The sequence below is a fragment of the Brachybacterium sp. JB7 genome (genome assembly GCF_003335205.1).
GTDB classification, from domain to species: Bacteria; Actinomycetota; Actinomycetes; order Actinomycetales; family Dermabacteraceae; genus Brachybacterium; species Brachybacterium alimentarium.
Genome location: NZ_QPGN01000026.1, coordinates 22,182 through 33,539 on the forward strand (window position 1 = coordinate 22,182; position 11,358 = coordinate 33,539).

Here is an 11,358-nt window from a genome sequence, read left to right on the forward strand (position 1 = left end):
ACCTGCAGGAACAGGCTGGCAGCGCCTACGACAGCGCTTGCCCACCATCTCATGGTTCTGACACGATATCCAGAGCATGACGTTTCCGTGTACATCACACCGCGAGCGGACGGTTCACGGCGCACCGACAGCCTCCGCGGAACGTGGCGGATACGGCGCAGATCCGGTTCCGTCAGGGCGCCCGATCGGCCGGCGCCCGACGTCCGATGACCGCCGCCCGACGTCCGGCGCCCGACGTCGAGATGCCGCATCGTCGACCGAGGTCGGAGGCGCCGGCCGGCCGCCGTGGGGTGGAATGGGCCCATGAGAACCCGCGTAGCAGATGCCACCGGCGTCGACGATCCGTCGACGGGCCCGGTCCGCTTCGAGGGCGTCGGCGTCGTCTCCGACGGGAACGTGCTGCTGCTCGAGGCCTCCGGCAGCGTCCGGGCCGGCGAGGTGCTCGGCCTCACCGGAGCCAACGGGTCCGGGAAGACGACACTGCTGCGCGTGCTCGGCGGCCTCCTCGAGCCCACCGCCGGGAGCGTGGAGATCGTCGGCCGGCGTCCTGACGACCGCGACCCGGTCTTCCGCACCGCGCTGGCGGCTCTCATCGGAGCACCGCAGACCGCACGCGACCTCACCGTCCTCGAGCACCTCCAGTTCATCGCCGCCACCTGGGGCACCGGTGCCGCGGCGGCCCGGTCCCGTGGAGAGGAGCTGCTCGCGGAGCTGAGGATCGACGCCCTCGGTGCCCGCTTCCCGCACGAGCTCTCCAGCGGGCAGTCCCAGCTGGTGGCCCTGGCGCTCACCCTCGCCCGACCCTTCCGGGTGCTGCTGCTGGACGAACCCGAGCAGCGCCTGGATCCCGAGCGTCTCGACCTGGTGATCGGCGCGATCCGGGCGCGCGCCGAGAACGGGACCGCCGTCGTCCTGGCGAGCCACAGTCCGCGCCTGCTCGGGGAGCTCGCCGGGTCCCGACTCCATCTCGAGGAGCAGCGGTGACCGGAAGCACCGGTGGCCCTCGTGGCACGAGCGGCCCTCGCACCGCCGGCGGCCCTCGCGGCGCCGGCAGCCCTCGTGGCGCGGTGGCCCGGAGGCGGCGCGAGGCGCGAGGTGGTCCACAGCGCCGCGGAGACTCCCGCATCGCCCTCGCCGCCGTGCGGGAGGTGTGGGCCCAGCGCAGCGGGACCCGCAGCCGGGGCGACCTGCTCTACGTCGTCTACCTCGTCGTCCTGACCCTGCTGCTCATCGGGGTCCCTGTGGTGCGCGCGGCGGGGCAGGCCCTCGCCCGTCCCGACGTGCTGCCCCTGCTCCTGCTGGATCGGGCACCGCAGGCGAGCACGGCGATCCCGCTCGCCGCTGCCGCTGCACTCGTGCTGCTCGGCGCGGTGCGCGGCCCCGCTCTGCTCTCTCCCTTCTTCACTGCCTCGCTCGCCAGCAGCGGGATCCCCCGACGCGCCGTGCTGTGGCGCCCCTTCGCCCGTGCCCTGCTGGCGCCCGTGCTCGCCCTGACCGTCCCGGCCGTGCTGGTCGCCATCACCCTCGTCGCGGTCTCCGCCAGCGACGTTGGAGACCTGCTGCTGTTCATGCTCGCCGCCGGCGGCGGAGGAATGCTGCTGGGCGTCGCCTGGCTCAGCGGTCAGCTGCTCGGAACCGCTGCTCGCCGCCTGCTCGCCCTGGGCCTCGCGGCGGCGTCGGGCGCCATCATGCTGCTGCCCGTCGGAGTCGGTCAGGGCGGCGCTTATCCGACGGGTGACGAGCATGCCGCGGCGTCGGCCGGAGGCCTGCTCGTCGCCGGGGCCCTGGCTGTCGGGATATCGGTGCCGCTCCTGGATCGGCTGCGTGGGGTCGTGCTGCGTGAGCAGGCCCTGCGCTGGGAGGCCGCGACCGTGGTCGCCTCGACCATGGACCTCGGCGGCACGGTCGGGGCGTTCCGGCTCCCGCCCTCGACCGGGCGCCGGCTGTGTGCGATCGGGTCCGGCCCGCTCGTGCTGCTCTATGCCCGACGGGATGCGATCGCCTGGCTGCGCAATCCCGAGCGTCTGGTGGGCGGGGTGCTCGGAGCGCTCCTCGCCGCCGCGGCGATCGGTGGATCGAGCATGATCACGGGCCCGTTGTCCTGGTTCCTCTTGGCGGCAGGAACCCTCGGCCTGTGGAGTGCCAGCGGCACCATGGTGGACGGCATCCGGCATGGGATCCAGACGCTCGGTGCGCCGCAGCTCTTCGGTCAGACGGCCGCTCGGCAGGTGCTCCTGCACGCGACCGCCCCCCTGCTGCTGCTCGCCGTGCTCGGGGCTGTCGGCGGTGCGGTCGGCGCCCTGGTGAGCGGCGGTTCGGGAGACGCAAGCGGACTGGTCGACGCGGTGCTGCTGCCGCCGGCTCTCGCCCCGGTGCTGATCGCCGGACGGGCCCGCGACGCTGCCAAGGGGCAGATGCCGCTCGCGTTCAGCACCCCCATGCCGACCCCACAGGGAGACATCTCGGTGCTGCTGATGCTCGGCTGGCAGGCCGACGCCCTGGTGCTCGCGCTGTTGGCGGGCGGCCTGCTGCTAACGCTGGGGACGGCGGGCGCTGCCTGGCTCCTGGGCGCCTGCGCCGTGCTGACCGCCCTGCTGACCATGATGACCCGGGGGCGTCTGCGCGCCCTGCGGGCCTGAGAGGACGGACGACGACGATGAACATCCGCACCACACCGAACCCCGTGATCCGCTGGACCGGTCGCCGTCTCGAGACGCTCAACGCCCGGCATCCGTGGAGTCACAACCACCACTTCCACCCCTGGATCCTGCGCTCCCTGCCGCCACGCCCCGAACGTGTGCTGGACGTGGGCTGCGGCCGTGGGGACCTGGTGGCAGCGCTCGCGACGAGAGCCGGTCAGGTCGACGGCATCGATCCGGACCAGGAGATGGCCTACGCGACCGCCTTCCGCTTCCATGAGGAGCCGACCGTGCGCGTCCGCCGACGCACGCTGGCGGAGCACGCGGCGGAGCAGGACGTCGACGGCCTCTACGACGCGATCACCATGGTCGCCTCCCTGCACCACATGGATCTGCCGCAGGCGCTGGCCGACGCCCGCGCCCTGCTGCGGCCCGGCGGGCGACTGCTCGTGGTCACCCTGACCGTGCCGCGGAGCGCGGTCGACCAGGTCTGGGATGTGGCGAACGCGCTGACGAATCCGCTGATCGGTGTCGTGAAGCATCCTCGGCCCGTCCGCGATCCGGGGGAGGGGCTCCTGACCCCGGTCAAGGAGCCGGACTTCTCGCTCGACGATCTCCGGCGGATCGCGGAGCAGGTGCTGCCCGGTGCCTCGATCCGGCGTCGGGAGGGATTCCGGGTGACCCTGCGCTGGCAGAAGCCCGCGGAACGGGCAGCGGCGGCCTGAGGGCCCGAGACAGCGGCCCGGGCCCTCAGATCAGCGCTGTCCGTGCTGCGCGATGACTTCGCCGAGGCGGCCCACGGCGTCCTCGATGACCTCCGGCGAGTGCGTCACGAAGCTCAGGCGCATCGACGAGAGATCAGGGTGATCGGCGAAGAACGACCAGCCGGGCAGGTACGCGACACCGGCGGCGACGGCGTCGGCCAGCATGCGCTGGGCGTCGTAGCCCTCGCCGAGCGAGGCCCATAGGAACATGCCGCCCTCGGGGTGGGTGACATGGGCGCCGGCAGGCAGCACCGGCGCGATCGCCGTCGCCATCGCATCGCGGCGCTCGCGGTAGACCGCGCTGACCGTCGCCACATGGGCGTCGAGGTCCGCGGTCTCGAGATACCGGGCCACGGTGAGCTGGTCGACGACGGAGGACTGCATCGAGATCGCGGCCTTCGCGACGGCGAGGGTGTCCAGGATCGATCCCTCTGCCCGCATCCAACCGATGCGCACGCCCGGGCTCATGAGCTTGCTCATCGAGTTCAGCAGCAGGGTGCGCTCGCTCATCCCCGGCAGGGAGGCGATCGGGGCCCAGGTGCTGCCGGAGAAGCTCAGCGCGCCGTACGGATCATCCTCGATCAGCGGCACGTCGGTGCGCAGCAGCACCTCCGCCACGGCCTCGCGCCGCTCAGCGGGCATGGTGCGCCCGGTCGGGTTCTGGAAGGTGGGGATCAGGTAGACCATGCGCGGACGATGGGTGCGGATCGCCTCGTCGAGCGCTTCGGGCACGACTCCGTCGTCGTCCGTCTCCACCCCGATCATGCGGGCGCCGTGCACGGCGAAGGCCTGCACCGCGGCGAGATAGGTGGGCGACTCCACGAGGACCACGTCGCCCGGCTCGAGCAGGGCCTGCGCCACGACGAACAGCCCCTCCTGCGAGCCGGAGGTGACCCGAATCTGGGAGGCGTGGGTGGGAAGATCCCGAGAGAGCCGACGGGCGGCCTGCTCGCGCAGCTCGAGCTCGCCCTCGCTGACCCCGTACTGCAGCGCCCGGTGGCCCTGGTGCGCGAGCACCCACTCGTAGCAGGAGGCGACCACGTCCAGGTCGAACAGCGCGGGGTCCGGGATGCCGCCGGCGAAGGAGACGACGTCCTTCCGGGCGGCGAGCGCGAAGATGTCCTTCAGCGGGGAGGACGCCATCCCGGCGTAGCGGGCGGCGACGGGGAAGCGGAAGGGCTCAGGCGCGGTGGGCACGGAGGGCGAGGTCATGTCCATATCGTGTCACGCGAGCAGGGCGCCCTCGAGGACCAGCAGTGCCTGTTTGGTCTCGATCCCCCCGGCGTATCCGGTCATGGCCCCGCCCGTGGCGAGCACGCGATGGCAGGGGACCACGATCGAGATCGGGTTCGAGCCGACGGCCGCGCCGACCGCCTGGGCCGCGCGGGGACGCCCGAGCTCCCGGGCGAGCTGCCCGTAGGTGGTGGTCGCGCCGCGCGGGATCTGCTGCAGCAGAGTCCAGACGGACTGCTGGAACGGGGTGCCCCGCGGCGCGAGGGGGAGGTCGAACCCGTCGCGCTCGCCGGCGATGTAGGCGAGCAGCTGGCTCTCGGCGGCGTCCAGCAGCGGGTCGCCGGACGGTGCTTCCTCGCCCAGTCGATCGGAGCTCGGGAAATGGGACTGCTCCTCGCGCCACACTCCCGTGACCGCGCCCGACTCGGCAGCGATCAGGTACGAGCCCAGAGGGGTGCGGACCCGGCGGTGGCGGGCCCCGGGCGGGGTCGACGCAGCCGCTTCGGCGGTGCCGACGGGGAGGTCGGGATCTGGAGGGGTGTGCGGAGCCGTCATGAGCTGTGTCCTTCCGAGGGGGTGGTGTGCGCACTCTTCTGCGGGGCGTGGCCCGTGGTGCGGAGTGCGGCCTGGTGATGCCACAGGTGCAGCGCGGCGTAGGAGCGCCAGGGCGAGGCGACCTCGAGCGCGCGCAGGAGACCGGGATGGTCCTCGGCGAGTCCCAGGTCGCCGGCGGCGGAGAGCAGGGCGGCATCGCGCGCCGGGAGGACGTCGACGGCACGCACCCCGCGCAGCAGCACGTAGTCGGCCGTCCAGGGGCCGATGCCGCGCAGCGAGAGCAGCTGCCGGCGCAGCTCGGCGACGGGCTGCGCGGACCCGAACCCTCCGTCCGCCCGGGCCCCTCCGTCCGCACGGCGCCCTCGGTCCTCACGGGACCCCTCGCTCGCTGGGGCGGCGTCGATGCCTGCGACGTGCGCGACCGCGTGCCTCAGCGTGTCGCGGCGGGCCCGGGGCCCCCGGAACCACTGATCGGCCTCCTTCGCGGCGAGAACGGGATCCACCGGGGCGCGATGAACCCCCGCCAGATGGAGCGCCGCCGGCAGCTCGGCGCCCAGCAGGTCGGTGGCGGCGATGATCAGCTCCCGGGCTCGCGAGGTCGCGATCTGCTGCCCGGTGATCGCCCAGAGCAGCGCCTCGGGGAGGCTCGATGTCCCGGGCAGGCGCACACCGGGCCGGGCGGAGAGCATCGGTGCGAGCCGAGGCAGCGCCACCGCCAGGCCGTCATCGATGCCGATCGGATCCGCGTCCAGATCCAGCAGCCGACGGACCAGCGAGATCGCGGGCGCATGGTCGCGCAGATCGGCCAGTCGCAGCGTGACCGGCAGCGGTCCGTCGGCCCCCAGGTCCACCTGCAGCACACCGGGACCGTGGGGGAGCCGCACCGCGCGCGTCCAGACCAGGCCGGTGACGTCCTCGACGCCGGGGACCGCGCGATGGGCGAACCAGGCAGCCAGACCTGCTCCGTCGAAGGGCCGGCGGACGGCGAGCCGTGCGGTGAGCACCGAGACCGCTTCGGGATCGTGGGGCTCCGCGCTCTGCCCCTGCCGGGCACGTTCGCGCACCACGGACGGCGCGTGGCCGAAGATCTGCGAGAAGGTCTCGTGGAACTGCCGTTCGCTGCGGAAGCCCGAGGCATGGGCGATCCGGGCCAGTGGGAGCGTCGAGCCGACCACCAGCTCGTGCGCCCGGCGCGCTCGGCGCATCCGGGCATGGGCGAGGGCACCCGCGCCGGTGACGCCGACCAGCGCGCGATGCAGTGTGCGCTCGGAGACGGCGAGCCGTGCGGCGAGGTCGGGGACCGTGCCGTCCTCGTCGAGGAGCCCGTCATCGATCAGCCGCAGTGCCCGCCCGGCGAGCGATCCCGACGGGTCGTCGTCGGGGCTGCCGGGAGGGGCCATCGGCCCGCAGCGCTTGCAGGCCCGGAACCCGCCGGCCACTGCCGCCGCGGCGGAGGGCACGAACTCGACCCCGTCGCGCCGCGGGGTGCGCGCCGGGCAGGAGGGGCGGCAGAAGATGCCCGTGGAGCGCACGCAGGTGAAGAACATGCCGTCGAAACGGGGGTCCCGGGCGCGGATCGCCGCATAGCGCTCGTCATCGGTCATCGGGGTCATGGACCCAGTGAACCGCGTCTCGGCCTGCGACACCAGCGGAATTCGGACAGGGTGGTGCGCACGATCCGCTCGCCGTGCGGGCCTCGCCGGTCACGCAGGGTCTGGCGCCGCGGGTCCCGGCGGGGAACACTGTGAGCGATGACGACGCCGACGCGGGACCGCAGTGATCGGCTCGTCGCGCGCCTGCGCCGAGCCGGCTGCGTGTTCGCAGAGGACGAGGCCGCGATCCTGCGCCGGGCGGCCGCGGGCGATGACCTGGAACGACTGATCGTCCGCCGTGAGGCCGGGGAGTTCCTCGAGCATCTGGTCGGTGCTGTCGAGATCGCCGGAGAGGTCCTCGACGTCGGGCCGGGCGTCTTCGTGCCGCGTCAGCGCACGGTGCTGCTCATCGAGGCGGCGATCGCCGAGGCTCGCACCCGGGTTCGACCAGTGGTCGTGGAGGCGTACTGCGGGGTCGCCCCCGTCGCCGCACTCGTCGGCCGCCGTGTGAGCGGCGTGCAGCTGCACGTGACCGACTGCGACGAACGGGCCCTTGCGTATGCCCGGACGAATCTTCCCTCCGCGGCCGCCGTGCACCACGGCGTCGGCCTCGGCGCCCTGCCGCAGGAGCTGGCTGGAAGCGTGGATCTCCTGGTGGCGGTCCCGCCCTATGTGCCGAGTGCGGCGGTCGATCTGCTGCCGCGCGAGGCCCGCGAGCACGAGGAGGCGGCGGCCCTGGTCTCCGGGGCCGACGGGCTGGACGAGGTGCGCGTGCTGGTCCGTGGGGCGCCGTCCTGGCTCGCCCCGGGTGGCGTGCTGCTGCTGGAGATGCATCGCCGGCAGGCCCCGTCCGCGCTCGCCGTCGCGCAGGCGACCTCTGCATGGGCGGAGCGGGGATTCGTCGTGGGGGAGGACGGGGAGACCGCGATCGTCCGGCTCGTGCGCGCCGGGTGCGACGGCGCTCGGGCGGCGGGCGCGGCACCTTCCCCGGATGCCGAAGAGCCGTGACCCGGAGGCCACGGCTCTTCGTCGGAGAGCGGGCGACGGGAATCGAACCCGCGTAATCAGTTTGGAAGACTGAGGCTCTACCATTGAGCTACGCCCGCATGACCTCCCCATTGAATCAGATCGGCGGCGTCGTCGCACATCGGAGTGTTCTCCACGCGACATGCATCTCCTCACAGGGCACGTGACCGATTCGAGCGTCGCGGCGGGGGAGCGGGTAATATCGCTGGGGTTGCCCTCCGGGGTGTAGCTCAGCTTGGTAGAGCACCCGCTTTGGGAGCGGGAAGTCGCAGGTTCAAATCCTGTCACCCCGACTCCGCTTCGGGTGGCCGCCGCGTGCGAGCTCCGGAGCGCCGTGAGAACTGACCGTAGACCAACCATCCACAGGGAGACCTGACCAGTGAAGACCGAGTCCGAGAAGCTCAGCCCCACCCGGGTGAAGCTCACCGTCGAGGTGCCCTTCGACGAGCTCAAGCCGGCCATCGAGGCCGCCACCACGAAGATCGCCGACCAGGTGCAGATCCCCGGCTTCCGCAAGGGCAAGGTCCCCGCTCGCCTGGTGGAGCAGCGCTTCGGTCGCCCGGCGATCCTGCAGGAGGCCGTCAACGACTCCCTGCCGGACTTCTACCAGCAGGCCGCCGCCGAGGCGGAGATCAAGCCCGTCGGTCGCCCCGAGGTCGAGGTCAGCGATATTCCGGGCCTGGACGGCTCCGAGGAGGGCAACCTCGTCTTCGTCGTCGAGCAGGACGTGCGCCCCGAGATCGACCTGCCCGACTTCTCGACCCTCGAGGTCGAGATCGAGGAGCCGACCGTCGACGACGACGCCGTCGACGTGCGTCTGGACGCCCTGCGCGAGCGCTTCGGCACCCTCGTGGGCGTCGACCGTCCCGCCGCGGACCGCGACTTCGTGTCCCTGGACATGACCGCGACCATCGACGACGAGGAGATCGAGTCCGTCGAGGGCGTCTCCTACCAGATCGGTGAGGGCAACATGCTCGAGGGCCTCGACGAGGCACTCACCGGCCTCTCGGCCGGCGAGTCCACCACCTTCACCTCTCAGCTGGCCGGCGGCGACCGGGCGGGCGAGGACGCGGCGATCGCCGTGACCGCGCAGTCCGTCAAGGTGCGCGAGCTGCCCGAGGCCGACGACGAGTTCGCCGAGATGGCCTCCGAGTTCGACACGATCGACGAGCTGAAGGACGACCTGCGCACGCAGGCCGCCGCCGACGCCGAGGGCAACCGCGTGTCCCTGGCACGCAACGCCCTGCTCGAGAAGCTCCTGGAGGAGCTCGAGATCCCGGTCCCCGACGCCCTGGTCGAGGACGAGATCAACGCTCACCTCGAGAACGAGGGCAAGGAGGCCGGCGACCCGCACGGCGAGGAGATCCGCGAGGACACCACCAAGGCCGTCCGCGCCCAGTTCCTGCTGGACGAGATCAACGCGACCCGCGAGGTCAGCGTCGAGCAGGACGATCTCATGAACTACATGACCCAGCTGTCGGCGCAGTACGGCATCGAGTCCAACCAGCTGCTGCAGATGCTGGCCCAGTCCGGCCAGCTCGAGCAGATCTTCGGCGAGGTGCAGCGCTCCAAGGCTCTCGAGGTCGTCCTGGCGGACGTCACCGTGAAGAACGCCCAGGGCGATGTGCTGGACCTGGGCCTGGAGAAGGCCGAGGCCGAGGCAGCGTCCGAGGACGCCGCGCCGGCCGAGAAGGCACCGGCCAAGAAGGCCCCGGCGAAGAAGGCTCCGGCGAAGAAGGCTGCTGCCTCCGAGGACGCCGAGCCGGCCAAGAAGACGCCCGCGAAGAAGGCGCCGGCCAAGAAGGCCGCAGCCTCCGAGGAGGCGTCGGCCGAGGGCGAGGCCACCGAGGCTGCGCCGAAGAAGGCTGCTGCCAAGAAGGCTCCGGCGAAGAAGGCTCCGGCCAAGAAGGCCGAGTCCGCTGAGAAGGCTGAGAAGTCCGAGGACAAGTGATCCTCACGCCCGGCTGACCCAGCCGGGACGTCGTCGACGGGCCGTCACCCTGACCGGGGTGGCGGCCCGTCGGCCGTCCCCGTGGGGCGCCGAGGCCTCGGAGGCGCCCGGAGAACCCGTCGGTCTTGTGCCCCGGCACCCGGGGTGACAACGTGGCGCCACCGGCCCACGAGCCCGAGGGCCGGGACGAGGGTGCCCCGATGAGGGCGTCCCGACGACGGAGACGGGCACGGGGGAGACATGGGATCGGTGACCTGGGGTTTCACAGCATCATTGGACGGCTTCATCGCCGGTCCGGGGCACGACATGAGCTGGTTGGAGGAGGCCGCTGCCGAGAGTTCGCAGGGCGCGGAGAGCGACGACGGCATCGCGGCCCTCGCGGAGCCCGTCGGCGTCATCATCTCGGGGCGCCGTGGGTACGACGCGGCCCGCGCACAGGCCGACGAACGCGGTGAGCTGACCGCGGAGGCGTACGGAGGCGCCTGGTCCGGTACCGAGATCGTGCTGACCCATCGGCCTCACGAGATCGCCGACGATCCGGCGATCGCGCCGATGGACTGCGATGTGCGCGAGGCGGTGCGCCGTGCCCGGCAGATCGCCGGGGAGAAGGACGTGCAGATCATCAGCGCCGACATCGCTCGACAGGCGCTCGAGCATGACCTCCTCGACGAGATGCAGGTGTTCGTGGCGCCCGTCTTCCTGGGGGACGGCACCCGGATCTTCGACGTCCCGGGCGGACGGCGCGTGCGCTGGGAGCTCGTGGAGTGGCCACAGGGAGCAGTGAGCGCCGCAGGCGGACGCGTCTATCGCCCCCGGCGGTGAGCCGGGCCGGTCGCCGCCGGCTCCGCGTCGAACGCCCCACCATGCACGAGGGCCCGGACTCCCTGCGCGTGGAGTCCGGGCCCTCGTGAAGGTGCTGAGAGGATCAGCGGTAGGTCACGAAGCCGATCGGGTTGCCCCAGAGGCCGCGCTCGACGACCTTGCCCTTGGAGCTGGAGGCGTCGATGATCTGGCCGTTGCCGGCGTAGATCGCGACGTGACCCGAGTAGGCCACGATGTCGCCGGGCTGGGCCTGGGACTGCGAGATCCACTTGCCGCCGTTGGCGATCTGGCTGCTCGTGCGGGGCAGGTCGATGCCGGCCGCCGAGTAGGCGTAGTTGACCAGGCCCGAGCAGTCCATGCCGCCGAGCGAGGAGCCGCCCCAGCTGTAGGGGGAGCCGACCGCCGAACGCGCTGCGTTCACGATGGAGCTGGTGTTGCTCGAGGTCGAGGAGGTCGAGGCCGGAGCCGAGGCGCCGCCGCCGGAGGTCGCCGAGCCGCCGAGCGCACCGAAGGTCTTCGGGCCCACGACGCCGTCGACCTGCAGGCCCTGGGAGGACTGGAAGTTCTTGACGGCCGAGTGGGTGCGCGGGCCGAAGACGCCGTCCTCAGCAAGGTTCGCGCCCTTGGCGTTCAGGGTGGACTGCAGGGCCTCGACCGCGTTGCCGCGCGAGCCCCAGCGCAGCTTGCTGCTGGTGTCGAGCTTGACCGAGGGGGCCGTCGCAGCGGGGGCGGCCGGAGCGGCCTGGGCTGCTGCCGCCGGGGCGGCCGGGGCGGCC

10 protein-coding genes and 2 tRNA genes are annotated in these 11,358 nt (G+C 72.4%); 7 read left to right on the forward strand and 5 right to left on the reverse strand.

All coding sequences use genetic code 11. The features are described from left to right. Positions 1 to 303 precede the first annotated feature (303 nt). The 3 genes from CIK81_RS16870 to CIK81_RS16880 are packed head-to-tail and all read left to right on the forward strand — an operon-like array spanning position 304 to position 3,364. Positions 304 to 984 (forward strand): ATP-binding cassette domain-containing protein, encoded by a 681-nt coding sequence (locus CIK81_RS16870; RefSeq protein ID WP_096163988.1) that lies wholly within the window; start codon positions 304 to 306, stop codon positions 982 to 984. Continuing rightward, positions 981 to 2,639: a hypothetical protein gene (locus CIK81_RS16875; RefSeq protein WP_241964237.1), complete on the forward strand. Its 1,659-nt coding sequence runs from the start codon at positions 981 to 983 to the stop codon at positions 2,637 to 2,639. The genes CIK81_RS16870 and CIK81_RS16875 overlap by 4 nt, the downstream gene beginning before the upstream one ends. Positions 2,640 to 2,656: 17 nt before the next feature. After that, a complete protein-coding gene (locus CIK81_RS16880; RefSeq protein ID WP_096163989.1) occupies positions 2,657 to 3,364 on the forward strand; it encodes a bifunctional 2-polyprenyl-6-hydroxyphenol methylase/3-demethylubiquinol 3-O-methyltransferase UbiG in 708 nt (235 codons plus the stop codon). 30 nt (positions 3,365 to 3,394) lie between these two features. Here the strand turns inward: CIK81_RS16880 and CIK81_RS16885 are convergent, their stop codons facing one another. Genes CIK81_RS16885 through CIK81_RS16895 form a run of 3 tightly spaced genes read right to left on the reverse strand, consistent with a single transcriptional unit; the run spans position 3,395 to position 6,804 of the window. Then, positions 3,395 to 4,615: a PLP-dependent aminotransferase family protein gene (locus tag CIK81_RS16885; protein ID WP_096163990.1), complete on the reverse strand. Its 1,221-nt coding sequence runs from the start codon at positions 4,613 to 4,615 to the stop codon at positions 3,395 to 3,397. A gap of 12 nt (positions 4,616 to 4,627) precedes the next feature. Further along, on the reverse strand, positions 4,628 to 5,191 hold the full coding sequence (locus CIK81_RS16890) for a methylated-DNA--[protein]-cysteine S-methyltransferase (protein ID WP_096163991.1): 564 nt from the start codon (positions 5,189 to 5,191) through the stop codon (positions 4,628 to 4,630). Then, a complete protein-coding gene (locus CIK81_RS16895) occupies positions 5,188 to 6,804 on the reverse strand; it encodes a DNA-3-methyladenine glycosylase 2 family protein (protein WP_114355935.1) in 1,617 nt (538 codons plus the stop codon). The genes CIK81_RS16890 and CIK81_RS16895 overlap by 4 nt, the downstream gene beginning before the upstream one ends. Before the next feature lie 138 nt (positions 6,805 to 6,942). On the opposite strand from CIK81_RS16895, the gene CIK81_RS16900 reads away from it, so the two are divergent. Then, positions 6,943 to 7,791, forward strand: coding sequence for an SAM-dependent methyltransferase (locus tag CIK81_RS16900; RefSeq protein WP_176485543.1), 849 nt, complete (start codon positions 6,943 to 6,945; stop codon positions 7,789 to 7,791). Positions 7,792 to 7,818: 27 nt separating this feature from the next. Here the strand turns inward: CIK81_RS16900 and CIK81_RS16905 are convergent. Further along, positions 7,819 to 7,889 (reverse strand) — tRNA-Gly (locus tag CIK81_RS16905). Between the two features lie 139 nt (positions 7,890 to 8,028). Between CIK81_RS16905 and CIK81_RS16910 the strand changes: the two genes are divergently transcribed. The 3 genes from CIK81_RS16910 (at position 8,029) to CIK81_RS16920 (ending at position 10,582) form a co-directional block, all read left to right on the forward strand. Next, a tRNA-Pro gene (locus tag CIK81_RS16910) sits at positions 8,029 to 8,102 on the forward strand. An 86-nt stretch (positions 8,103 to 8,188) separates the two neighbouring features. Continuing rightward, positions 8,189 to 9,760: a trigger factor gene (gene tig, locus CIK81_RS16915; protein ID WP_114355936.1), complete on the forward strand. Its 1,572-nt coding sequence runs from the start codon at positions 8,189 to 8,191 to the stop codon at positions 9,758 to 9,760. 240 nt (positions 9,761 to 10,000) lie between these two features. After that, positions 10,001 to 10,582 carry a dihydrofolate reductase family protein gene (locus CIK81_RS16920; RefSeq protein ID WP_114355937.1) on the forward strand — a complete coding sequence of 194 codons (582 nt, stop codon included), beginning with the start codon at positions 10,001 to 10,003 and terminating at the stop codon, positions 10,580 to 10,582. A 103-nt stretch (positions 10,583 to 10,685) separates the two neighbouring features. Here CIK81_RS16920 and CIK81_RS16925 read toward each other — a convergent pair. Next, a partial coding sequence (locus CIK81_RS16925) for a peptidoglycan-binding domain-containing protein (protein WP_114355938.1) occupies positions 10,686 to 11,358 on the reverse strand: 673 nt, incomplete at its 5' end.